23 protein-coding genes are annotated in these 23,889 nt (G+C 65.7%); 13 read left to right on the top strand and 10 right to left on the bottom strand.

All coding sequences use genetic code 11. The features are described from left to right. Positions 1-9 precede the first annotated feature (9 nt). The 5 genes from BM382_RS17090 to thrS are packed head-to-tail and all read left to right on the top strand — an operon-like array spanning position 10 to position 5,137. On the top strand, positions 10-894 hold the full coding sequence (locus BM382_RS17090; RefSeq protein WP_041120483.1) for a metal ABC transporter substrate-binding protein: 885 nt from the start codon (positions 10-12) through the stop codon (positions 892-894). Further along, a complete protein-coding gene (gene hisI / locus BM382_RS17085; protein ID WP_019093405.1) occupies positions 891-1,334 on the top strand; it encodes a phosphoribosyl-AMP cyclohydrolase in 444 nt (147 codons plus the stop codon). The genes BM382_RS17090 and hisI overlap by 4 nt, the downstream gene beginning before the upstream one ends. Beyond that, on the top strand, positions 1,324-1,884 hold the full coding sequence (locus BM382_RS17080; protein WP_011064347.1) for a gamma carbonic anhydrase family protein: 561 nt from the start codon (positions 1,324-1,326) through the stop codon (positions 1,882-1,884). Before hisI ends, BM382_RS17080 begins: the two co-directional genes overlap by 11 nt. 2 nt (positions 1,885-1,886) lie before the next feature. After that, entirely contained in the window at positions 1,887-3,221 is a 1,335-nt protein-coding gene (locus BM382_RS17075; protein WP_072443380.1) for a dihydroorotase, read from the top strand. Positions 3,222-3,247: 26 nt separating this feature from the next. After that, complete coding sequence (gene thrS / locus BM382_RS17070; RefSeq protein WP_072443379.1) at positions 3,248-5,137, top strand: threonine--tRNA ligase; 1,890 nt, start codon at positions 3,248-3,250, stop codon at positions 5,135-5,137. Between the two features lie 41 nt (positions 5,138-5,178). Here thrS and BM382_RS17065 read toward each other — a convergent pair whose 3' ends face one another. Next, positions 5,179-5,703, bottom strand: a complete 525-nt coding sequence (locus BM382_RS17065; RefSeq protein WP_011064350.1) for a DUF3617 domain-containing protein — start codon at positions 5,701-5,703, stop codon at positions 5,179-5,181. A 131-nt stretch (positions 5,704-5,834) separates the two neighbouring features. On the opposite strand from BM382_RS17065, the gene cls reads away from it, so the two are divergent. Then, positions 5,835-7,274, top strand: coding sequence for a cardiolipin synthase (gene cls, locus BM382_RS17060; protein WP_011064351.1), 1,440 nt, complete (start codon positions 5,835-5,837; stop codon positions 7,272-7,274). Positions 7,275-7,283: 9 nt separating this feature from the next. Here the strand turns inward: cls and cfaB are convergent, their stop codons facing one another. The 8 genes from cfaB to BM382_RS17020 all read right to left on the bottom strand — a co-directional run bounded on the left by cfaB (position 7,284) and on the right by BM382_RS17020 (position 16,561). Then, positions 7,284-8,471, bottom strand: coding sequence for a C17 cyclopropane fatty acid synthase CfaB (gene cfaB, locus BM382_RS17055; protein ID WP_011064352.1), 1,188 nt, complete (start codon positions 8,469-8,471; stop codon positions 7,284-7,286). A gap of 84 nt (positions 8,472-8,555) precedes the next feature. Next, complete coding sequence (locus BM382_RS17050; protein WP_072443378.1) at positions 8,556-9,344, bottom strand: HvfC/BufC N-terminal domain-containing protein; 789 nt, start codon at positions 9,342-9,344, stop codon at positions 8,556-8,558. Beyond that, the gene (locus BM382_RS17045) at positions 9,335-10,180 is read right to left on the bottom strand and encodes an MNIO family bufferin maturase (protein WP_072443377.1); all 846 of its coding nucleotides are present in this window, start codon (positions 10,178-10,180) and stop codon (positions 9,335-9,337) included. Before BM382_RS17045 ends, BM382_RS17050 begins: the two co-directional genes overlap by 10 nt. 65 nt (positions 10,181-10,245) lie before the next feature. Beyond that, on the bottom strand, positions 10,246-10,497 hold the full coding sequence (locus tag BM382_RS17040; protein WP_011064355.1) for a BufA2 family periplasmic bufferin-type metallophore: 252 nt from the start codon (positions 10,495-10,497) through the stop codon (positions 10,246-10,248). Positions 10,498-10,615: 118 nt separating this feature from the next. Beyond that, entirely contained in the window at positions 10,616-12,520 is a 1,905-nt protein-coding gene (locus tag BM382_RS17035) for a cation-translocating P-type ATPase (RefSeq protein ID WP_015637557.1), read from the bottom strand. After that, positions 12,517-13,575: a protease modulator HflK gene (locus BM382_RS17030; RefSeq protein WP_019093400.1), complete on the bottom strand. Its 1,059-nt coding sequence runs from the start codon at positions 13,573-13,575 to the stop codon at positions 12,517-12,519. Before BM382_RS17030 ends, BM382_RS17035 begins: the two co-directional genes overlap by 4 nt. Continuing rightward, complete coding sequence (locus tag BM382_RS17025) at positions 13,572-14,615, bottom strand: protease modulator HflC (protein WP_015637559.1); 1,044 nt, start codon at positions 14,613-14,615, stop codon at positions 13,572-13,574. The genes BM382_RS17030 and BM382_RS17025 overlap by 4 nt, the downstream gene beginning before the upstream one ends. Then, positions 14,612-16,561 (bottom strand): protease modulator HflK, encoded by a 1,950-nt coding sequence (locus BM382_RS17020; RefSeq protein ID WP_072443376.1) that lies wholly within the window; start codon positions 16,559-16,561, stop codon positions 14,612-14,614. The genes BM382_RS17025 and BM382_RS17020 overlap by 4 nt, the downstream gene beginning before the upstream one ends. 246 nt (positions 16,562-16,807) lie before the next feature. Here BM382_RS17020 and BM382_RS17015 point away from each other — a divergent pair, with 246 nt between their 5' ends. From BM382_RS17015 to BM382_RS16990, 6 genes are read left to right on the top strand one after another with little or no spacing between them, the layout of a single operon-like run. Next, a complete protein-coding gene (locus BM382_RS17015) occupies positions 16,808-17,431 on the top strand; it encodes a CDP-alcohol phosphatidyltransferase family protein (RefSeq protein ID WP_011064360.1) in 624 nt (207 codons plus the stop codon). A gap of 10 nt (positions 17,432-17,441) precedes the next feature. Continuing rightward, positions 17,442-19,199, top strand: a complete 1,758-nt coding sequence (locus tag BM382_RS17010) for a bifunctional alpha/beta hydrolase/class I SAM-dependent methyltransferase (protein ID WP_072443375.1) — start codon at positions 17,442-17,444, stop codon at positions 19,197-19,199. Beyond that, the gene (locus BM382_RS17005) at positions 19,199-20,545 is read left to right on the top strand and encodes a phosphatase PAP2/dual specificity phosphatase family protein (protein ID WP_011064362.1); all 1,347 of its coding nucleotides are present in this window, start codon (positions 19,199-19,201) and stop codon (positions 20,543-20,545) included. Before BM382_RS17010 ends, BM382_RS17005 begins: the two co-directional genes overlap by 1 nt. After that, entirely contained in the window at positions 20,535-20,990 is a 456-nt protein-coding gene (locus BM382_RS17000; protein WP_015637562.1) for a hypothetical protein, read from the top strand. Before BM382_RS17005 ends, BM382_RS17000 begins: the two co-directional genes overlap by 11 nt. A gap of 9 nt (positions 20,991-20,999) precedes the next feature. Beyond that, on the top strand, positions 21,000-21,623 hold the full coding sequence (locus BM382_RS16995; protein ID WP_011064364.1) for a lysophospholipid acyltransferase family protein: 624 nt from the start codon (positions 21,000-21,002) through the stop codon (positions 21,621-21,623). A 1-nt stretch (position 21,624) separates the two neighbouring features. Further along, entirely contained in the window at positions 21,625-22,557 is a 933-nt protein-coding gene (locus BM382_RS16990; RefSeq protein WP_011064365.1) for a phosphatidate cytidylyltransferase, read from the top strand. A gap of 5 nt (positions 22,558-22,562) precedes the next feature. Here the strand turns inward: BM382_RS16990 and BM382_RS16985 are convergent, their stop codons facing one another. Beyond that, positions 22,563-23,036: an Lrp/AsnC family transcriptional regulator gene (locus BM382_RS16985; protein ID WP_011064366.1), complete on the bottom strand. Its 474-nt coding sequence runs from the start codon at positions 23,034-23,036 to the stop codon at positions 22,563-22,565. 144 nt (positions 23,037-23,180) lie between these two features. Here BM382_RS16985 and BM382_RS16980 point away from each other — a divergent pair, with 144 nt between their 5' ends. Further along, the gene (locus BM382_RS16980; RefSeq protein WP_011064367.1) at positions 23,181-23,810 is read left to right on the top strand and encodes a LysE family translocator; all 630 of its coding nucleotides are present in this window, start codon (positions 23,181-23,183) and stop codon (positions 23,808-23,810) included. The last annotated feature ends 79 nt before the right edge of the window (positions 23,811-23,889 follow it).

Below are 23,889 nucleotides of genomic sequence, written 5' to 3'. Positions count from 1 at the left end.
TGTTTCCCGATGCGCGCTCTACTCGTGCTGTTCAGCCTGCTGTTGCCCTTGTCGCTGCCTACTGCCCAGGCGGCGGACAAGCTGGCGGTGGTCACCAGCTTCAGCATCCTCGCCGACATGACCCGCCAGGTCGGCGGTGAGCATGTGCACATCACCAACCTGGTGGGTGCCGACGAGGATGCCCACACCTACGAGCCGAGCCCGGATGACGCCAAGGCCCTGCTCAAGGCCCGGCTGATCATCAAGAATGGCCTGGGTTTCGAACCCTGGCTGGACCGCCTGGTGGCCAGCACCGCCACCCAGGCCCAGGTCGTCACTGCCAGCCGCGGGGTTATTCCACGCACCCTGGAGGAAGACGGCGAAAGCGTTCCCGACCCTCATGCCTGGCACAACCTGGCCAACAGCGAGCTCTATGTGAGCAACATCACCAAGGCGCTGATCGCTGCCGACCCGGCCCACCAGGCCGACTACCAGCGCAACAGCCAGGCCTACCTGAAACAGATCTATCGCCTGCTGGCCGAGGCCAAGGCCAAGCTCGGTTCCCTGCCCCCGGGCAACCGCAAGATCGTCACCTCCCACGACGCCTTCGGCTACCTGGGCCAGGCCTACGGTATCGACTTCATGGCGCCCCAGGGCCTGTCCACCGAGCGTGAACCTTCAGCCGCCGAAGTGGCTGCACTGATTACCCAGATCCGCAACGCCAAGGTCAAGGCAGTGTTCATGGAGAACATCAAGGACGCCCGCCTGCTCAAGCAGATCGCCGACGAAAGCGGCGCCCATATCGGCGGCACCCTGTACTCCGATGCGCTCTCGGCCAGCGGTCCGGCCAGTACCTTCACCGGCCTGTTCGAATACAACCTCGACACCCTGTACGAGGCCCTGAGCCGACCATGATCCGCCGCCCACCGCTGTCGCTGCTGGATCTGGAAGCCGCGCCCCAGGGCAGCCGCTGGGCCTTGACCGCGGTGCTCGACGCCCTGCCCTGGAACAGCGACGGCCTGATCGCCGCCATTGCCCAGCAGCACGACAGCGGCGAGGTGCTGATGCTGGCCTGGATGAACCGCCAGGCCCTGGGCGAAACCCTGGCCAGCGGCCAGGCCTGCTACTGGTCGCGCTCGCGTCGGTGCCTGTGGCGCAAGGGCGAAAGCTCCGGGCATCGCCAGCGCCTGATCGAAGCGCGCCTGGACTGCGACGGCGATGCCGTGCTGCTGCTAGTGGATCAGCAAGGACCGGCCTGCCACACCGGGCGCCCCAACTGTTTCTACAACGCCATTCGCGATGGCGCGGTGGAAGTCATCAGTTCCCCCTTGAAGGACTCGCGCCATGATTCGTAAAAACCCCTCCGGCGATCTGCCCGTGATCGCCGAATCCGCCTACGTCGACAAGACGGCCATCATCTGCGGCAAGGTGGTGATCGGCGACAACGTCTTCGTCGGCCCCTACGCGGTGATCCGCGCCGACGAAGTGGACGCCAGCGGCCAGATGCAAGCCATCACTATCGGCGCCAACTCGAACATCCAGGATGGCGTGGTGATCCACTCCAAATCCGGCGCGGCGGTGACCATCGGCCAGCACACTTCCATCGCCCACCGCTCCATCGTCCATGGCCCCTGCGTGGTCGGCGACCGAGTGTTCATCGGTTTCAACAGCGTGCTGTTCAACTGCGAAGTGGGCGACGGCAGCGTGGTTCGACACAACTCCGTGGTGGATGGCCGCGACCTGCCGCCGGGTTTCTACGTGCCCTCCACCACCCGCATCGGGCCCAAGACCGACCTGGCGCAGTTCCCTCCCGTGAGTGTCAGCGCTTCGGAGTTTTCCGAAGACGTGGCGCGCACCAACGTCGACCTGGTGCGTGGCTACAAGGCCCTGCAGAACGAGTTTTGAGCATGAGCCGAATCCTCATCCGCAACGCCCGCCTGGTGAACGAAGGGCGCGAATTCGACGCCGACGTGCTGGTGGCGCACGGGCGCATCGACACCATCGGCAGCCTGGACCACCTCAGCGCCGAGATCGAAATCGACGCCCGCGGCCAGTGGCTGCTGCCGGGCATGATCGACGACCAGGTGCACTTTCGCGACCCCGGCGCGCCGGACAAGGGCAGCCTGTACAGCGAGTCGCGGGCGGCGGTGGCCGGTGGCATCACCAGCTTCATGGACATGCCCAACACCTCGCCGGCGACCCTGGATCTTGCCGCCCTGAACGACAAGAAGCGCCGCGCAGCGAGCGTTTCGGTGGCCAACTATGGCTTTCACTTCGGGGTCAGCAACGACAACCTCGACCTCGTCGCCGCCCTGGACCCCACGGAGGTGGCCGGGGTCAAGGTGTTCATGGGGGCCTCCACCGGCAACATGCTGGTGGACGATCCCGAGGTGCTGGACCGGCTGTTCCGCCAGGTGCCGACCCTGCTCCTGGCCCACTGCGAACACACCCCCAGCATCCAGGCCCGGCAACAGCGCTGGCTGCAACTCTATGGCGAGCAGATTCCCGCCGCCGCCCACCCGCACATCCGCGATGCCGAGGCCTGCTTTCGCTCCTCATCCCTGGCGGTGGAACTGGCGAAGAAACACGGCACTCGCCTGCACGTACTGCACCTGACCAGCGCCCGGGAGCTGGCGCTGTTCGAGGACCGGCCCCTGGCGCAAAAGCGCATCACCGCCGAGGTCTGCGTGCATCACCTGCTGTTCGATGACCGCGACTACCCGCGCCTCGGCCACCTGATCAAATGCAACCCGGCGATCAAGACCCAGGCCGATCGCGATGCCCTGCGCCAGGCCCTGAACAGCCAGCGCCTGGATGTCATCGGCACCGACCACGCGCCCCATACCTGGGAGCAGAAACAGCTGCCTTACAGCCGCGCGCCCTCCGGCCTGCCGCTGGTGCAGCATGCATTGCCAGCGCTGCTGGAACTGGTGGCCGACCGGGCGCTGCCCCTGGCCACCCTGGTGGAAAAAACCAGCCACCGAGTCGCCGACCTGTTCGCCATTCCCGATCGCGGCTACCTGCGCGAAGGCTACTGGGCCGACCTGGTGCTGGTCCGCGCCGAGCCCACAGGCCTGGCCGTGGACAGCCAGCCGATCCTCGCCCACTGCGGCTGGACGCCCTTTGCCGGCCAGCGCTTTCGCCACAGCGTCAGCAGCACCCTGGTGTCGGGCCAGCTCGCCTGGCACCAGGGCCGCCTGTACGACGACTGTCAGGGCCTGCCCCTGCGCTTCACCCGTTAATAGCCCGACACCAAGGACCACCGAAGATGATCCGCATCACCCTGCCTGATGGCGCGTGCCGTGAGTACGACCAGCCGTTGTCTGTTTTCGAGGTGGCCGCCAGCATCGGCAGCGGCCTGGCCAAGGCCGCCGTGGCCGGGCGAGTGAACGGCCAACTGGTGGACTGTGACTACCTGTTGCACAGCGACGCCCGCTTGAGCATCGTCACCGCCCGCGACCCCGAGGGCCTGGAGGTACTGCGCCACTCCTGCGCGCACCTGCTGGCGATGGCGGTGAAACAGCTGTTCCCCTCGACGCAGGTGGCCATCGGCCCGGTGATCGAAGATGGCTTCTTCTACGACTTCGCCCACGAGCGCCCCTTCACCCCAGAGGACCTGGAACTGATCGAGGCGCGCATGCATAGCCTGGCCGCCACCAATCATTCAGTGCGCCGCCGGGAATTGTCCCGGGAGCAGGCCCTGCAGCATTTCGCCGACCAGGGCGAGCACTACAAGGTCGAGCTGATCCGCGACTTGCCGCCAGATGCCGTGCTGTCGCTGTACCGTCAGGGGGATTTCGAAGATTTGTGCCGTGGGCCACACCTGCGTTCCACTGGCCAACTGCGCGCCTTCAAGCTGACCAAGGTGGCCGGTGCCTACTGGCGTGGCGACGCCCGCAACGCACCGCTGCAGCGGATCTACGGCACCTGCTGGGGCACCCGCCCGGAACTGGAGGCCTACCTGTTGCGCCTGGAACAGGCGCAACAGCGCGACCACCGCAAGCTCGGCCAGCAGCTGGATCTGTTCCATTTCGACGACTGCGCGCCGGGCTCGGTGTTCTGGCACGCCAAGGGCTGGACCCTGTTCCAGGAACTGATCGGCTACATGCGCAGGCGCCAGGAACAGGCCGGCTACCAGGAAGTGAACACCCCCGACGTGATGGACCGCGGCCTCTGGGAGACCTCCGGGCACTGGCAGAACTACCGCGACCACATGTTCACCACCACCACGCAAGACCAGCGCACCTTCGCCCTCAAGCCGATGAACTGCCCCGGCGCGGTGGCGATCTTCGGTCATGGCCGCAAGAGTTACCGCGACCTGCCACTGCGCATCGCCGAGTTCGGCAAAGTCCACCGCTACGAACCTTCAGGAGCCCTGCACGGCCTGTTGCGAGTGCGCCATTTCACCCAGGACGACGCCCACATCTTCTGCACCCCGCAACAGATGCAAAGCGAATGCGCCGCCACCATTGCCCTGGTATTCGACATCTACAAGGAGTTCGGTTTCGACCAGGTGGCGGTGAAGCTCTCGACCCGCCCCGACCACCGCATCGGCAGCGATGAGGTCTGGGACCAGCTGGAAGAGGCCCTGGTCGGTGCCTTGCAGAGCATGCACATCGACTACCGGATCAACCCCGGGGAAGGTGCCTTCTACGGCCCCAAGCTGGAGTTCGTGCTGCGCGACGCCATCGGTCGCGACTGGCAGTGCGGCACCCTGCAGGTGGACCTCAACCTGCCCGAGCGCTTCGCCATCAGCTACATCGACGAGCGCGGCGAACGCTGCCAGCCGGTGATGCTGCACCGGGCGCTGTTTGGTTCCCTGGAACGCTTTATCGGCATTCTCCTGGAACACCATGGCGGCGCCCTGCCCCTGTGGCTGGCACCGCAACAAGCGGTGGTGCTGAACATCAGCGAAGCCCAGGCCGACTACGCCCGGGCCATCAGCGACAGCTTGCGCCGTCACGGGCTGCGGGCCAGCGCCGACCTGCGCAACGAAAAGATCGGCTACAAGATTCGCGAACACAGCCTGCAGAAAGTGCCTTACCTGCTGGTGGTCGGGGAAAAGGAAAAGGACGGAGGCTACGTCAGCCTGCGCAGCCGAAATGGCGAAGACCTGGGCCGCCTGAGCCTGGAGCAGGCCCTGGCCCGGATGCGCTAGGCGCTGCCCGGGGCACGGGCAGCGTCAGCGTCAGCCAAAAGTCAGGAGGCGCGAGGTTTGACCGTGCCGCAGTCCTGGCCCAGCCACACGGCGCGGGTGTCCATGCTGCCCTTCTGCTGCAGGCCGGTGGCGTTGAAGGTGCCGGCCACGTTGGTGGTGAACTCACGATCGCTGATGAACGTGGCCACTCCATTGCCCTGGGCCTTGGGGCAACTGAAGCGGAACTTCCATTGATTGCCACTGCGTTCGGTCACCTGCTGCTGGCAACCCGACTGCGGGTCCTGCAGCGGGATGGTGTCCGACTGCACCTGGGCCGGTGTCAGGCACACCCGAATCCCCTTGCCGCCCATGGTCACACCCTGTTTCTCCAGCATCGCCCGCTGTTGCGGGGTCATCTGCTGCTGCAACTGGCCGAGAATCAGCGACAGGTCCGGCATGTTCTGGTCGTCGATCTTCATGTTGCTGCTGGTCAGCTCCCACAACCCCGGCTGCAGCATCTGCGCCTGCGCCACCACCGGAAGCGCCAACCCCGCCGCCAAGGCCCAACCCAGTAAACGAAGTTTCATCGAATGACTCCTAGACAATAGTGGCCGTTAGACTTCAGCCGGGGCACGGTGTTGCATGCAGAATAAAATAGCGACATTCACCGTGGAACATGGTCTGTTAGGCATTGAATCTTCAGGAGCAAGGCTGCCCCATGGATTATTTTGGCCCGCACATCTTCGGCTATCTCATCGCACTGCTGCATTTTCTCGGGTTGATCGCCGCGATCCACGCGGTACTCACCGTCAGGACCGCCCAGGGCGCCATCGCCTGGGCCCTGTCGCTGCTGTTCATGCCCTACCTGACCCTGATTCCCTACCTGGTGTTTGGTCGCAGTACCTTCGATGCCTACATCCAGGCCCGGCGCCAGGCCAACGTGGAAATGCACAAGGCCATCAATGAGCTGAACTGGCGTCCCTGGGTGGAAGAAGCCCTCACCGCCCGCGCCTCCAAGGCCTACGCCTCGCTGCGGGCCATGCCCAAGCTGGGGCGCATGCCGTGCCTGGCCAACAATCAGGTGCGCCTGCTGGTCAACGGCGACGCCACCTTCGAAGCGATCTTCAACGCCATCCGCCGCTCCCACAAGGCGGTGCTGATCCAGTTCTTCATCATCCACGACGATGACCTGGGCCGGCGCCTGCAACGCCTGCTGCTGGAAAAGGCCGCCGAGGGTGTGTCGATCCACCTGCTCTACGACCGCATCGGCAGCCACTCCCTGCCCGCCAGCTACGTACAGACCCTGCGCGACGCCGGGGTCCAGGTGCACGCCTTCGCCACCCGCAGTGGCTGGCTCAACCGCTTCCAGGTGAACTTCCGCAATCACCGCAAGATCGTGGTGGTGGACGGCATGCTGGGGTTCGTCGGCGGGCATAATGTCGGCGACGAATACCTGGGCAAGAAGCCGCCCCTGGCGCCCTGGCGCGATACCCACGTGCAGGTCAGCGGCCCGGTGGTGGCCTGCCTGCAGGAGTCCTTTGCCGAAGACTGGTTCTGGGCCGCCCGGGAACTGCCGCCGCTGATCCTCCCGGACACCTACCCGGACGACGGCGTGCTCTGCCAATTGCTGGCCAGCGGCCCGGCCGATGCCTACGAAACCTGCTCGCTGTTCTTTGTCGAGGCCATCCACGCGGCCACCGAGCGGGTGTGGATCACCAGCCCGTACTTCATTCCCGATGAGGCGGTGTTCGCTGCCCTGCGCCTGGCGGTGCTGCGGGACGTGGATGTGCGCATCCTGCTGCCCGCCCGCCCGGACCACCGCATCGTCTATGCCGCCTCCAGCCTGTACGCCTTCGAAGCGGTGCGCGCCGGGGTGCGAGTATTCCGCTATCAGCCGGGCTTCCTGCACCAGAAGGTGGTGCTGATCGACAACGAAATCAGCGCCATTGGCAGCGCCAACCTGGACAACCGTTCGTTCCGCCTGAATTTCGAAGTGATGCTGCTGACGGTGGACGACGACTTCGCCACCGAAGTGGAACACATGCTGGAAGCCGACTTCGCCAAGGCCCGGGAAATCGCCAAGGAAGAAAGCCGCCAGACCCACCGCCTGCAACAACTGGGCATGCGGGTCGCGCGGCTGATTTCTCCGATCCTTTAAGGGCCAGACTTATGGATGGTAGAGGTCATCCCGGGTCCAGGGCAGTTCATGGCTGCCATCGGCATGGGGCTTGACCGCAAGGATCTGGTGCAGGTTGATCCAGCCCTTGGCAAAGGCATAGGCGCAGCCCGCCAGGTACAGCCGCCAGATCCGTAGCGCCTGCTCCGGAACCTGCCTGGCGGCGGCTTCCAGATTGTCTTCCAGGCGTTCGCTCCAGTGATCCAGTGTCCGCGCGTAATGCATGCGCAGGCTCTCGACATCGACAATTTCCAGCCCCGCCTCGCTGATGAACGCCGAGATCATTGCCAGGTGCGGCAGCTCGCCATTGGGAAACACATAGCGCTCGATGAAGTCCCCGGCCCCGCGGCCCACCGGGCGGCCGTCGGTGTGCTTGGCGGTGATGCCGTGGTTCATCACCAACCCGCCCTCGCGCACGGCCCTGAACAGGGTCTGGCAGTACTCCGGCAAGTTGGCGTGGCCGACGTGCTCGAACATGCCGACACTGACCACCTTGTCGAAGCGGCCATCCTGGGGCAGGTCGCGGTAATCCAGCAGTTGCAGGTCCACCAGGTCGTCCAGGCCTTCGGCGGTCACTCGCTCGCGGGCCAGGGCCAGCTGTTCCTTGCTCAAGGTGATGCCGAACACCTTGGCGCCGAACTCACGGGCGGCGTAGCGGGCCAGCCCGCCCCAGCCGCACCCGACATCCAGCAGGTAGTCCCCCGGTTGCAGGCGCAGCTTGCGGCACAGATGGCGGAATTTGGCTTGCTGGGCCTGTTCCAGAGACTCGCTTCCGGTCTCGAAATAGGCGCAGGAATAGGCCATGTCGCTGTCGAGCCACAGTTGGTAGAAGGCGTTGGAAAGGTCGTAGTGATAGGAAATCGCGGCAGCGTCGGTCGCCTTGTCGTGCAGCGAGCGCACCGGCTGGTTGCCGTCGTCATCGTCGAGCAAGGCCTGGCTCAGTTCGTCGCAGACCCGGATGACTTCGCTGATGGAACCTTCCAGTTCCAGTTTGCCCTCGACAAAGGCGCCCCCCAAGGCGTCCAGGCTAGGGTGAGTCAGCTGCGCCACCAATTGCGGGTCCTTGACCACGATCGTGACGTTGGGCTCCGGCCCCAGATTGAATTCATGGCCGTCCCAGAGCCGCAGGCGTAAAGGCAAATGCAGATTCTGTAAGGCCGGTGGAAGTTGCGCGAGCATGGAAAATCCCCCCTTGTTTCAGACGTCTGAAATGAGGGTAGACCATCCTAGAAAATAGCAGGCTATCGATTTGATAGTGGTTTTCTATGATTCGCTGCGCATCACCAGGCCATCTTCGACCCACTGTTTCAACCAGGTAACCGCCTGCAGCGGGGCCCCCTCGGCATAAGTGACGGCCAGCCCGACGCAGAGTTCCGCAAAATTCCACCGTTGCTCGATCATGCCCCGCAGCGCTGTGGCCTCTTCGGCCGGCAGGCTGCGATAACGGCAGACCCGGTCCGCTCGCCAGACCAGGCACAGCTGCTGCTGATCGAGTAAAGCACTGCGGGGGAAATCCGCCTGCTCCTTGACCGCGCGCCACTGGGCCACGCTGTTGTAGCGGCAGTCGAGCCATTGCACACAGGGCGCCAGGCGCAGTTGCAGCTGCGGCCATTGCTCGACATCCAGCCCGGCCATGGCCGCCACCGTCAGCACCTGGGCTTCGGCTGCGTCGAAGGCCAGGGTGAAGGCCCACTCCAGGCGCGCCAGTTCCGCCAGAGGGGTGCCCTGCTCCGGCACCAGATGGCCCTGGATGAATTCGGCAAAGCCCTGCCCCAGCCAGCGCAGGCTGAAATGCCGGGACGGGCACTGGCGAATGTAGGCCTGCGTCAGGGCCTGGAATTCTGCATCCCCCAACCAGTGCAGGATGGCCGGGAAGTCGCTGCCCATGACCTCCTGCAACCGGGCCATGTAGGCATTGTGATAGATCGCCAGGCCGGTCTCGACATCCAGGGTCGGGCCACCGATCAGGCTGTCTTGCAGGACGGCGCGGGCCTGGGCCTGTTCGCCCAACAGATAGGCTTCAAAAGCCAGTTGCCAGTCGTTCAGGCGCATTGCTGCCTCCCGGCCAGGGTCTGTTGCCCGAGATCTCGGGCCTTGTGCAGTTCGCTGAGCAGCTCTTCCAGGGGCGGAAAATGATCATCGCGCTCCAGCAGGGTGGCCACCGGCCCCAGGTGTTCAAGGGTGCGTTGATACAGCGCCCACACGGGATCGCAGACCGGGTGGTCGTGGGTGTCGATCACGTAGTCGCCATAATCCTGGTGCCCGGCCAGATGCAGTTGCCGCACGCGCTGCGCCGGCAGCGCCTGGATGAAGTGCCAGGGATCGAAACCATGGTTGCGCGAACTGACGTAGACGTTGTTCACATCCAGCAGCAGTTCGCAGCCGCTGAGCTGGCTCAAGGCGGCGAGAAATTCCCACTCGCTGAACTCGTCGGCCGCCGCCCGCACATAACTGGAGACGTTCTCCAGCACCAGGGGGCGCTCCAGAATGTCCTGCACCTGACGCACTCGCCCTGCCACGTAGTGCAGGCTCTCCTCGGTGTAGGGCAGCGGCAGCAGGTCGTGCAGTTGATGGGCGTTGCCCCGGCTCCAGCACAGGTGATCGGAGATCCACGCCGGGTTTGCCCGGCTGGCCAGTTGCCTGAGCCGCAGCAGGTAATCCCGGTCCAGGGCATGGGGGCCGCCGATGGACAGCGACACCCCGTGCATCACGATGGGGTAGCGCTCGACGATCGCATCCAGGTAATACAGCGCCTTGCCGCCCTGCACCATGAAGTTCTCGGACACCACTTCAAACCAGTCGACGTTGGGCGCCTCGTCGAGAATCTGCTGGTAGTAGGCACTGCGCAAACCCAGGCCATAGCCCAGGCTGGAAGAAAATTCAGACATCGCCAACTCCTTGCCAAGTGGCCGCAGTGGTTGCCAACCCCACTGCGGCAGCACTCGAACGCCGCTTACTCGCCGACTTTGCCGCCTGCTTTGTCACACGCGGCCTGGGTCATGGCCTTGAAGCCCTGGCCTTTGCAGGCGCCCATGCCCTTGCAGGCGTGGTCCTTGGTCTTGCAGTCGTTCTGCCCTTTGCAGGCGTTGACGCCGTAGCAGTGCACCTGGGCATCGGCAGCAGACGCTTGAGTCACGACACCGGCAAACAGAGTGGCGGCAGCAAAGGCCAGGGCAGCGCCGGCGGCGGTTTTCTTCATGTTCATTTTTGTTTCCTCAATAGTCGCAGGGGATCGGCGGGTGCTTGTGCAATCCCGTCATAGCACTAGAGAGAGGAAGCATCCCGGCGTTACAGCCGGGATGAAAAAAACTGCGCGGCGGCGTCTACAGCTTCAACAGCGGCTCCTGGAAACGCAGCAGGCGACCGGCATTGCCCAGCACCAGCAAGGTGCTCAGGTTGTGCAGCACCGCAGCGATCATCGCCCCCGCCGCCCCCAACCAGCCGAACGCGGCAAAGGCGACGATGGCCAGGGTCCAGCCCAGGCCGATGATCACGTTGACCTGCAAGGTCCGCCGGCATTCACGGCTCAGGCGCACGCAGGTGCCCAGGCGTCGCAGGTCGCTGCCGATCAGCACCACATCCGCCGAAGCCAGGGCGATGTCCGCACCACCGGCGCCCATGGCCACCCCCACCACCCCGGCCTTGAGAGCCAGGGAGTCGTTGATGCCGTCGCCGACCACCATCGGCCGGAAGCCCTTGTCGATCTCCTCCAGTACCCGCTCAAGCTTGTCTTGCGGCAGGGCCTGGGCCTCGACGTCGGCGATTCCCACTTCCAGCGCCAGGCTGTCGGCCACACTCTGGCGGTCGCCGGTGAGCAGCAACTGCCGGCCCAACCCCAGTTCGCGCAACTCGCCCAGGGCATGCCGGGCCTCGGGTTTGACGCTGTCGGCCAGCAACAGCCAACCGAGAAATTCGCCATCAAGCGCCAAGCCGGCAATCGGCCCGTCGTGCCCCGGCACCGGGCTGGTGTCGATACCCAACTGGCGGAACAGCTCCGGGCGGCCAAGGGCCGCTTCGCCCTCCTCGGTACGGGCCACCACACCCAGGCCCTGGCGTTCATGAATGTCCCCCAGTGGCCATTGCTCTTCCTGGGGCACCAGCCCTGCCAGGGCCCGGCTGACCGGGTGGCTGCTGGCCGAGCCGAGGCTGGCGGCCAGAGTGAGCAGGCTTCGCTGGTCTTCCCGGGGGCTGTCGATGGCCTGCAAACGCAAGGTGCCGTACGTCAGGGTGCCGGTCTTGTCCACGACCAGGGAGGTCAGGTCCGCCAGCTCCTCGAGAAAGGCCGAACTGCGAATCAGGATGCCGTGGCGCGCGGCCACAGCGATTCCGGCGATGGCGGTGGCCGGCGCCGACAGCACCAACGCGCAGGGACAGGCCGCCACCAGCACCGCGAGCATGGCTTGGGCATCGTTGGTGATGAACCAGGTCACCGCCGCCAACAGCAACACCAGCACCATGTAACTGCCGGCATAGCGCTCCAGCAAACGGGTGATGGGCGGCTTGGCGCGCTCGGCGCTTTGCATCAGGGCAATCACCTTGCCCAAGGTCGACTCCTCGCCGGTACGGGTGACCTGCACACGCAACAGCCCATCGAGATTGATTGCGCCGCCAAATATCTGCATGCCCTGAACCGCTTCCAGGGGGACCGATTCGCCAGTGATCGGCGCGGTATCCAGGCTCGCCTGGCCGGACACCACCAGACCATCGGCGGGCACCCGATCGCCGGCGCGTACTTCCACCAGGTCGCCGGCCTTGAGGCTGGCGTTGTCCACTTCCACGACGCTGCCATCGGCCCGTACCTGTCGCGCCAGGCTGCGGGTCAAGCGGCCCAGGGCGTCGATGGCTTCCTGGGAGCCGATCACGCTGCGCTCTTCCAGTACGTGGCCGAAGATCATGATGATCGGCAACAGGGCCGCGGTCAGCAGGTCGCCAGTGGCCCAGGCGCCGAGCATCGCCAGGGCGATCAGTTGGTCGGTAATGCCGTGCAGGCTCGGGTAACGCAGGCTGAACCAGGCCGAGCGCATCACCGGCACCGCCACCAGCAGCGAGGCGACACCCAACAGCAACTGGCTGACGCCCACCTGCCCTGGGGCCAGCCAGCGCCAGACCAGGCCAAGGGCCAGAAGCCCCAGGGCGAGCATGGCCAGGGTCAACTGGCGGGCGGCGCTGCGTTGCTCGGCCGAGGTCAGCATGCTGGCGGGGGGCGCGGCATGGGTGGTGGCAGTCATTGTTCGGCTCCCTGAATGATCAGGCGTGAATCGTCTTGGGGATTGACCGTGGTCACCGAACCGGCCTGCCCGAGAATCTTCGGCAGGCGTTCACGGTAGATACGCAGCAGCATTTCCGGGTCGGTGCCGTTGCGCTGCGCCTGGGCCAGGCTCTGCACCGTGGCAGTCTGGGCCCGTGCCAGGGCCAGCCGTTCGCTGGCCTGGGCATGGGCCACTTGCAGGCTGCGGTCCGCCTGCTGGTTGGCGCCCTGGGTCAGCTTTTCCGCTTCGGTGCGGGCATTGGCGACCGCCTTGTCGGCTTGCTGGCTGGCAGTGAGCACCGCGTTGAAGGCGCTGACCGCCGGGCCGGGCAGGCTCGATTGCACATCCACCCGCGTTGCCTCGACGCCAATGCCCTGGCCGCTGGCGGTCAACTGCGCCAGGCGCTGGTTGATGCTTTGCAGCAGATCGCCCCGCAGCCGCTCACGATGCTCGGCGGCCTGGTTGTCGCTGCCGATCAGTTCCGGGCGCGCCACCAGGATGGTGTCCAGGTCACGGGCGGCGGTCAGGGCCACGGCACTGCGGGTCACCAACCGATCCAGGGCCGGCAGCACGTGGTCAGCCTGGAGCACATAGGCGTAGGGATCGCTGACCTTGTAGAACACCCGCACGTCCAGCTGTACCACACCGGCATCGCCAGTCAGCAGGTAACCGGACCCGGCCAGGGTGTCGTTCAAAGGCGTGGCCAGGGTGGCAACCCGGTCCCCTTCCAGAGCCGCCTCGGAACGCAGCAAACCCTCCACCCGCCGCTCCAGTACCCGGTCGGCGGCGGGCAGCAGCACCACCTGCTCAAAAGGCTGGGGCCAGGCCAAGAGCAATCCGGCGCTCTGCACCCTTTCCAATTTGCCAAAGTGCAAGACCATGGCCCGGTTCTGCGGGTCGATCTGCCGCACATTGGAGAAGGCCCAGGCCAGCGCCGCCAGTACTGTCACCCCGTACAAGGCGATGAATGCCAGACGCCCGGCCTGGATCCACGGGCTGCTCAACTCATTTGTTCCACGTGGAACCTTATTCATGGTTGCGAACCAGCGGCTTTGCCCGGCAGGTTTGGCGGGCCATCCACCAGCACCCGGAAAGGCGCCGCGTCGGTGCGCAGGATCAACTTGGTGCCCGGAGTCACCACGGTGCCCAGGGTGTCCAGTGAGCGCAGCAAGTTGTACAGCTGCGGGGAACTGGCGTAGGCGCGGCCATAAATCTGCGCCGCTTCAACCCGGGATTGCGCCTCGATATCCGCGGCCTTCACCGTGGCATCGGCCTGGACGATCCGCGCATCGCGTTCGGCGCCAGAGCGGATTTGCGCCGCTTCGCGCTTGCCGATGGCGGTGCGTTCCGTGGCGATGGTTTCACGCTCGGCGCGCATGCGGTCCACGGTGGCGGTCAGGGTCACCGAGGGCAGGGTCAGACGCTCCACTCCCACCTGCACCACTCGCACTCCATAAGTGGAAAGCAATTGCTGTTCGATCTGCTGGCGCAGTTGCGCTTCGAAGTCGGCAATGCGCACCTGGCTGGCATCGGTGTTCACCAGGTTGGCCAGATCGAAGCTGCTGGCGGTGGTTTCCAGGGCCGAACCGACAAAGGTGCGGATCTGCCGCGCCGCTTCGTCCGGCTGGTTCTGCACCGCCCGCATGAAACGCTGCACATTGTCCGCATCGCCCTGGACCCGCCAGGCCACGTAGGCCTGGACGATAATCCGCAAACCGTCGCGGGTGCCCACATCCTGCAAGCCACTGGAGGTGGTGCGCAGGCGCAGGTCCACCGGGATCGCCGCTTCAAAGGGTGCCGGCCAGCGCCAGTTCAGGCCCGGCTCCAGCAGCACCCGCGCCGGGTTGCCGAAGCGGGTGATTACCGTGGCTTCGCCGGAGCGCACTTGCACTAGGCTCGCCGCGGCCACGGCAAACAGCACCAGTAGCACGGCCCAGCCCATGCGCCGCCAGGGGAAAGGCCCGGCCTCGGCCGGCGCCCCATGATGATGGTGGTGGTGATGCCCGTGATGGTGGTGATGGCCGTGCCCGTGGTCGTGGCCGGCGTGATCGTGGGAATGGGAGGACTGGCTCAATGGACGGCTCCTGGCTGAGCGGCTTTACGCGGCGCCGAAGGGTCGGCCGGCAAGGTGAACGTACGCAGGTCGAGGGTCGGCGCGCTGTCGCCCCCCAGACGATGATCAAGAATCAGCAGCTTGGCCTGGCTCAGGCCCTGGCTCAGCTGGCTCAGGTACTGCTCGAGAACGAAGGCCTGCCCCGCACTGGCGAAGGCTTTCTGTTCGGCGGCAAAGCGCAGGTCGGCAGCCTGGGCCGCCGCCTGCACTTCGCGCGCATCGGCCTGGGCCTGGTCGCGGGCCACGCTGGCTTGCAACTGCGCCTGGTTGGTCTGCTCGGCAGCCGCTCCACGTTCCCGGGAAATCAGCGCCTGGGCGCCAATCTGCGCCGCTTGCACACCGTGGTAGGCATTGGCCGCGCCAGCCGGTGGATGGATGGCCTCGACTACCGTGGCGAGAATCTCCACCCCGCTGTCGAGCCGATCCAGATCGCCCTGCACGGCCCTGCCGATGTCATCGGCCAGCCCGGTGCGGTCCTGCCCCAGCAGGCCATCGAGGGTGCGCGAGGCAAAGTCGTGCACCAGCACGCGGCTGGCGGTGCTGCGGATCAGCGTCGGCACATCGCTGCTGTTGTAAGTGGCGGCCAGCGCCGCAGCGTCGCCCAGGCCGATGCGGTAGACGAAGCGCACGTCCATGTTGACGATCTGAAAACTCTGTTGCTGGGCATTGCCGCTGGCGATCACCTGGGATTTGTCATTCACGTGGCTGGCATCCCACAGGCGGTTGGCAATGGCGGGGGCCGGGCCTTCGGCAGGGGCCGCTTGAAACGGCTGCGAGCTTTCGCCCACGCTGGTGGCCAGTTCATGGACCACGCCGTTTTCCACCGTCAGTACCCGCCCCAGGGGCCAGGGCAGGCCCAGATGCAGGCCCGGGCCAAAGACCTGTACCGGCTTGCCGAAACGCTCGTAAATACCGCGATTTTGCATGGAAAGTTCATGAACGCCGGCCAACAGCCAACCTACCGCCAACACCACCAGCAATACCGGTACAAAGGCCCGGCGCATATAGGCGAAGGCCCAGATCTGCCGCAGATCGATGCCAAAACGGTTGTGCAATTCATGCTGCAGGCTGAGCAGGGGTTGGGGCGGCCAACGCAGCATGTCGGCAACAAAACTGTGGGCCAGAAGCCGTGGCTCCAGCTGTTCGCGCTGTGGGCTGAACAGCGACAGCACCGCGCGCAACAACAACTCGCCGGCCACCAATGCCGGCAGCAGCCCCGTCAGCACCGCCAGACGTACTGGCCACAAGGCCGTGTCGCTGCTGAACAACAGGCACAGGGCGCTCACCAGCAAACAGATAATCGCCACCCGCAGCAGCTGCGCCAGGGCGCCGGCTTCCGGCCATTCCCCTGGGTGCTCCTGGGCCAGTTGGCGCTCCAGCACCAGCAGGGCAAACGCCAGCAGCAGAGCCAGCACCGCCACCACGCTGGCACTCAGGCCCAGGGCGGTGGCGGGCAACGACAGGTTGAACACCTGCACCACGCTATACAGGATCAGCAGCGACCAGCCACCAAGCCACAGGGTAGGCGCGCCGATCTGCTGCAACAGGCGCCGCCCGCGCAGGGTCAGGGCAGCCGCCAGCCGGCCCTGTGGCTGCCGATCCTCCCCGGCCTCGGGCGTGACAACCGGCGCCGGGGCGATCACCTCTTCGCGCCAGCGGCTGACCCAGCACGCCGATTGCAGCCCGGCCACCACCACCAGCAAGGCACACGAAAGGTTCACCAGCAGTGCCGGCCAGATGGTCAGCGCCGCAAACAGATCGACAAACACCGCCGCCACCAGCCCCAGCACCGCCAGGCCCAGCAAAGCGGCGCCCCAGCGCTGCAAACGCGCCGCATGGGACGCCGCCTGCTGAAACCGTGGCAAGGCAGCCACCTCGCCACCTTGCGTCTCAAGATCGACTTGCATACCACCCCGCCGCTCTGGTCCGGCCCTGTGGATAAACCCACGGGGCCGAAGAAATTCGAAACAATTCGTTACTATATAACGAGCCGAGTGAAATTTTTGTCCCCCGCCATGCCTTTTCATCTATTGCGTACGTCGTAGACACAGAGACAGCTGTTTGCTCATGACAAAACTTCTGATGTCAGCCCCCTGGCATTTAAGGCAATAATCCAGCCCTGCTCACCGCGTGCGACAAGGAACCGTCCCATCATGCTCTCGATTTACCAGCTCAAACCGCGCTTTCAGAACCTGCTGCGGCCGTTGGTGCAGCGCCTGTACGACAACGGCACCACGGCCAACCAGATCACTGTCCTGGCCGCCGTCATCTCGGTCCTGGTCGGCACCGTCATCGCCCTGTTCCCCGGCCATGCCTGGCTGTTCGCCCTGATTCCCCTGTGGATGATCCTGCGCATGGCGCTCAATGCCATCGACGGCATGCTGGCGCGGGAATTCGGCCAGCAATCGCGCCTGGGGGCCTACCTCAACGAACTCTGCGACGTGGTCGCCGACAGCGCCCTGATCCTGCCTTTCGCCCTGTTGCCCGGGGCCAGCCTGCTGCTGGTGCTGGCCGTGACCCTGCTGGCACTGTTCAGTGAATACGCCGGGGTGCTCGGGCCCATGGTCGGGGCCTCGCGGCGCTACGACGGGCCCATGGGCAAGAGCGACCGCGCCTTCATCCTCGGCGTGCTGGCCACCGGCATCGCCCTGGGCTGGCTCAGCGCCCTGTGGATAAACGGCGTGCTGGCACTGGTGGCCGCACTGCTGGTCTACACCCTGATCAATCGGGTCCGCCAGGGCCTCAAAGAAGTTCAGCACAATGCTCCCTCTGCATAAGGAAATGGCTATGCGCGACGCTCAACACCAGACGTTCCGAACCCATGACGGTGTCGAACTGTTCTACCGCCACTGGCCAGCCACTGAAGTGGCCCCTGGCGAACCGCGGCAAGCGGTGATGCTGTTCCACCGCGGTCACGAACACTCCGGGCGCATTGCCCACCTGGTGGAAGAGCTGAACCTGCCCCAGTTCGATTTCTTCGCCTGGGATGCCCGTGGCCATGGCCAGTCGCCGGGCGCCCGTGGCGACAGCCCGAGCTTCGCTACCAGCGTGCGCGACGTGCAGACCTTCTGTGATCACCTGGGCAGCGCTCATGGGATCGCCGAGGAAAACATCGCCGTGGTGGCCCAGAGCGTGGGCGCGGTGATCGCGTCCACCTGGGTCCACGACTACGCGCCGCGCATCCGCTCCCTGGTGCTGGCCTCGCCGGCGTTCAAGGTCAAGCTGTACGTGCCCTTCGCCCGGCCCGGCCTGGCCCTGATGCGGCGCTTTCGTGGCAACTTCTTCGTCAACAGCTACGTCAAGGCGCGCTTCCTGAGCCACGACCCGGAGCGGGTCCGCAGCTATGACAGCGACCCGCTGGTCACCAAGGCGATCTCGGTGAATGTACTGCTGGGCCTGTATGAAGCGGCAGACCGGGTGGTAGCCGACGCCCAGGCGATCCAGGTGCCGACCCAGTTGCTGATCTCCGGCTCCGACTTCGTGGTGCATCGCAAGCCCCAGGAGCAGTTCTTCGAGCGCCTGGGCAGCCTGCACAAGGAAAAGCACATCCTCCCGGGCTTCTTCCACGACACCCTGGGGGAAAAGAACCGGGCGCCGGCCATGGCCAGCATCCGTCGCTTCATCCTGCAGAATTTCGAGCGCCCGCTGAACCGCCCTGCCCTGCTGGACGCCGACCGCCTGGGCGTTACCTGCGCCGAGTCCGAAGCCCTGGCCGCGCCGCTGCCGCACAATTCCCTGCGCGACCTGTACTGGCGCGCCACCCGCGCCAGCATGCGCCTGGGCAGCCAGCTGTCGGCGGGGGTCAAGCTGGGCTTCGACACCGGTTTCGACTCCGGCAGCACCCTGGACTACGTCTACCGCAACCGCCCCACCGGGCATTCCGCACTGGGCCGGATGATCGACCAGAACTACCTGAACTCCATCGGCTGGCGCGGCATCCGCCAGCGCAAGCTGCATGTGGAAGAACTGCTGCGCCTGGCCATGGAAAAACTCCGTGAGCAAAACAGCGAAGTGCGCATCGTCGATATCGCCGCCGGCCACGGCCGCTACATCCTCGAAGCCCTGCAAGGGGTCAGCCCGCTGCCGGAATCGATCCTGCTGCGCGACTACAGCGATATCAACGTGCGCGACGGCAGTGCGCTGATCCAGGAAAAAGGCCTGGGGGACATCGCCCGCTTCGTCAAAGGCAACGCCTTCGACCGCGAGGACCTCGCAGCCCTGGACCCGAAACCCACCCTGGCGGTGGTCTCCGGGCTCTATGAGCTGTTCGCCGACAACCAGATGGTCGGCGGCTCCCTGGCGGGCCTGGCCAGTGCCGTGGAGCCCGGCGGCTACCTGGTGTACACCGGCCAGCCGTGGCACCCGCAGCTGGAACTGATCGCCCGCGCCCTGACCAGCCACCGCGAAGGCCAGGCCTGGGTCATGCGCCGCCGCACCCAGGCGGAGATGGACCAACTGGTGGAGGCCGCCGGCTTTCGCAAGGTCACCATGCGTGTGGATGAATGGGGGATCTTCAGCGTATCCCTGGCGCAACGGGTGCAATGATGGCCGCAGGCGCCTTGCCGGCCCGGGAGCCGGGGCTGCTGAAACCCGCGGTGCTCTGGCTGCTGTTGCTGGCACCGCTGTTCTTCAGCACCTACGGCTTCGCCACCTGGGTCACCGCCCAGCGCGACGACGTCGGCAGCATGGTCTTCGACTGGGAACGGCACATGCCGTTCTGGGCCTGGACCATCGTGCCCTACTGGTCCATCGACCTGCTCTACGGCTTCTCCCTGTTGTTGCCGCGCAGCCGTGACGAGCTCAAGCGCCACGCCCTGCGCCTGCTCACCGCCCAGGTAATCGCGGTCAGTTGCTTCCTGCTCTGGCCGCTGAGCTTTACCTTCTCCAGGCCGGAACTGGACGGGGTTTTCGGCTGGCTGTTCGCGGTGCTGGCCGGCTTCGACAAGCCCTTCAACCAGGCGCCGTCGCTGCACATCGCCCTGCTGGTGGTGCTCTGGGTCTGCTACGCACGGCATACCCAGGGCTTCTGGCGCTGGCTGGTGCATGGCTGGTTCGCGCTGATCGGGGTCTCGGTGCTGAGCACTTATCAACACCACTTCATCGATGTACCCACAGGCGCCCTGGCCGGCTGGCTGTGTGTCTGGCTATGGCCGCTGGACCGTCCCAGCCCGCTGTTCAGTGCCCGTGCGGCCCAGGACCCGAAGCGCCGCCAGCTGGCCCTGCGCTATGGCCTGGGTGCGACGCTGTTCGCCGGGGCAGCCTTTGCCTGGGGCGGCGCCGCGCTGTGGCTGATCTGGCCCGCCGTGGCGCTGTTGCTGGTGGCCTTGAACTACGCCCTGCTGGGTGCCGAGGGTTTCCAGAAGCGCCAGGACGGCAGCCTCAGCCCCGCTGCGCGCTGGTTGCTGGCGCCTTACCTGGCGGCGGCCTGGATCAACTCGCGGCTGTGGACAAGAAAACATCCACAGCCGGACCCGGTTGTGGATAACGTCTGGCTCGGGCGCCTGCCGACACCGGCCGAGCTCAAGGACAGCCCGTTCGACGCCGTGCTCGACCTGTGCGCCGAGCTGTCCCTGGACAGCCGCGGGCTGCGGGCCTACCAGAGCCTGCCGGTGCTGGACCTGTGCGCCCCCAGTGCCGAGCAGTGCCTGGCCGCCGCCCACGCCATCGAACGCCTGCGCCAGCAAGGGCCGCTGCTGGTGTGCTGCGCCCTGGGTTATTCGCGCAGCGCCACGGCGATTGCCGCCTGGCTGCTGCACAGCGGCCGCGCAGCCACGGTGGATGCCGCCATCGTGCAGATCCAGCGGGCCCGCCCGCAGATCGTCCTGCACCCCGCCCACCGCCAGGCGCTGCAAGCCCTGAGCAGCGCCGGGAGAACGGCCCATGTCCACTGAAATGCAGCTCTACAGCGTGGCCAGCCTGCTGCGCCGGGGCCGCGCCCTGGATCAGTTATCCACAGGCCTGACCCTGCTCGGCGCGCTGTATGGCCTGGGCCAGTACCTGCTGACCAGCGTCACCCTGGGCGGGCTGCTGGTCAGCCTGGCCCTAGTGCTGCTGGGGCTTGTGGAAAAGTACCTGGCGCTGCGGGTAGCCTTCGACGCCGACCTGTTTCAACGCGTGGCCGACGCCCCAACTACCCTGGAACACAGTACCCAGGCCCTGGACCAGGCCCTGAGCGCCCTCGGCCTGCAACCCGCGCAGCGCGGCGGCCGGCCCTGGGACCAACGCAGCCGCGGGGCCCTGGGCCTGCTGCGCCGCCAGGCATTACTGCTGGCAGCACAAGTGCTGGTGATACTGAGCGTGATCCTGGTCAGCCCCTGGCTGACCTTTGCCGGATAAGGAATGCCCATGTTCGAACCCCTGGTCGCCAATCTCATCACCTCCGCCGCCCGCAGCATCACCGGCGCCCGCAGCCTGTGGCTGGGCTCGGCACCGCGCGCGGTGCAGCGGATCTACTTCGCCAACCACAGCAGCCACGGCGACTTCGTACTGCTCTGGGCCTCCCTGCCGCCGGCCCTGCGCAAACTGACGCGGCCCGTGGCCGGCGCCGACTACTGGCAGAAAAGCAACCTGCGCCGCTACATCATCAATCGGGTGTTCAACGGCGTGCTGATCGACCGCGAGCGCAAGGAGGCTGTGGATAACAACCCCCTGCAACCCATGATCGATGCCCTGGAGAACGGCGACTCGCTGATCATCTTTCCGGAAGGCACGCGCAACCCCGAAGACGGCCTGCTGCCGTTCAAGAGCGGGATCTACCACCTGGCCAAACGTTATCCACAGGTTGAGGTGATTCCGGTGTGGATCGCCAACCTCAACCGGGTCATGCCCAAGGGCCGCTTCCTGCCCCTGCCGCTGCTGTGCACCACCAGTTTCGGCGCCCCCCTGACCCTGGAAGAAGACGAAACCAAGGAACACTTCCTCGAACGCAGCCGCGCCGCGCTGCTGGCCCTGGCCCCGGAGCACGCCTGAGATGGATAAGCAGACCCTGATGTTATTCGGCGGCATCGGCGCCATTCTGGTGCTGGCCTCGCTGATCGGTTTCATCCTCCAGTGGCGCACCCGTGGCGCGCCCAACCCGGTGATCGACAACCTCAATGCGCGGATCAATGCCTGGTGGGTGATGGTGCTGGTGATCGGTATCGCCTTCTGGCTCGGCACCGCGGCGGTGATCCTGCTGTTCTATGCGGTGTCGTTCTACGCCCTGCGGGAATTCCTCACCCTGACCCCGACCCGGCGCAGCGACTATCCGGCCCTGGTGGCGGCCTTCTACCTGGCCCTGCCCCTGCAATACCTGCTGATCTACTCCGACTGGTACGGGCTGTTCTCGATCTTCATTCCGGTCTACGTGTTCCTGCTGCTACCGATCCTCGCGTCGCTCGGTGGCGACAGCACGCACTTCCTGGAGCGTGCCTCCAAGGTCCAGTGGGGGCTGATGATCGCGGTGTTCTGCGTGTCCTTCGTGCCCGCCCTGCTGACCCTGGACATCGCCGGCTATGAAGGCCGCAACCTGCTGCTGATCGCTTACCTGGTGATCGTGGTGCAGCTCTCGGACGTGCTGCAGTACGTCTGTGGAAAACTCTTCGGCAAGCGCAAAATCGCCCCCAACCTGTCGCCGTCCAAGACCGTGGAAGGCTTTGTCGGCGGCATCCTGCTGGCTTCGATGATCGGCGGGGCGCTGTTCTGGATCACCCCGTTCAATGTCTGGCAGTCATTCCTCATCGCCCTGCTGATCAACCTGCTGGGCTTTGCCGGCGGCATCGTCATGTCGGCGATCAAGCGCGATCGCGGGGTCAAGGACTGGGGGCACATGATCGAGGGCCACGGCGGCATGCTCGATCGCCTGGATTCGGTGTGTTTCGCCGCGCCGATCTTCTTCCACCTGGTGCGCTACTGGTGGACCTGAACCCTTCAGCCCGGTAGATGCCCCAATGGCAGGGGCCCCGGGGTTTTCACCGTGTGAATCGCGAAGTTGCTGCGGATGTCGCTGACCCCAGGGATCTTCAGCAAGTGGCCGGTCAGGAAGCGGTCATAGCCACGCAGGTCCGGGACCACCACTTGCAGCAGGAAATCCGATTCACCCGATACCAGGAACGCCGAGATCACCTCCGGCAACTGCAATACCGCCTGGCGGAAGGCTTCGGCCTCGGCATCGTTGTGTCGCTCCACCTTGACCCCGACGAACACGGTCAGCCCCAGGCCCACCTCGTCGCGGTCCAGGGTGGCCTGGTAGCCACGGATCACCCCGGCCTCTTCCAGCATGCGCACCCGGCGCAGGCAGGGTGACGGCGACAGGCCGATCTCTTCGGCCAGTTGCACGTTGCTCAGGCGACCATCGCGCTGCAGCGCGGCGAGGATCTTGCGGTCATAGGCATCAAGTTTCATGTTTGGCATATCCAGATGGTGATTCCGTTCATTAGTGGAACATTATGCCAATTTCAGCTTTCCCGTTGGTTGATTACGCAAGCACCTGCCCTGCCCTGTGGCCCTAAACTGGGCGCACCGACTCGACAACGAAGGGGGTGCAAGGTGGCGCAACTGTGGATGTATTTCCTGGCTCTGGCGGTGGTCTACCTGCTGCCCGGCCCCGACATGATCCTGCTGCTGCAAACCGGCGCCCGCCAGGGCAAGGCCCAGGCTCTGGCCACCGCGCTGGGCCTGGCCCTGTCCCGCGGCTGCCATGTGGCCCTGGCCGCGCTGGGCCTGGCGGCGCTGTTCAAGGCCGCGCCCTGGACCTTCGACCTGGTACGCCTGGCGGGCGCCGCCTACCTGCTGTGGATTGGTATCCAGTGCCTGCGGGCGAACCTGTTGCCCAACCTTGAGCCCGGCACCGCCGCAGCCACGCCCCTGCGCTGGCGCGAGGCGATCCAGCGCGGCCTGTTGACCAACCTGCTGAACCCCAAAGCATTGCTGTTCTGTTCGGTACTGCTGCCGCAGTTCGTCGATCCCCAGGCCGGTGCGGTGGTCCCGCAATTCATGACCCTGGGGGTGCTGCTGGTGGCCGTGGGCGGCCTGTTCGACTGCTGCTACGCCCTGGCCGGTGCCGGGCTGGGCCGCTGGATGCAGCGCAGCCCGTCGGCGCAACGAGTGCAGCAATGGCTGTTCGGCAGCCTGCTGATCGGCTTCGCCCTGCGCCTGACGTTCGTCCAGCAGGCCTGACGGCACCTGTAGCCGCTGCCGAGCCTCGGCGAAGCTGCGCGAAGGTCCGCAGGACCTTGCCTGGCGATCCCCGTCAAAA

Origin of the sequence: Pseudomonas sp. NFPP25, assembly GCF_900116505.1 — a bacterium.
In the GTDB taxonomy this organism is placed as follows: Bacteria; Pseudomonadota; Gammaproteobacteria; order Pseudomonadales; family Pseudomonadaceae; genus Aquipseudomonas; species Aquipseudomonas protegens.
This window is presented reverse-complemented; position numbering and strand designations above follow the sequence as displayed.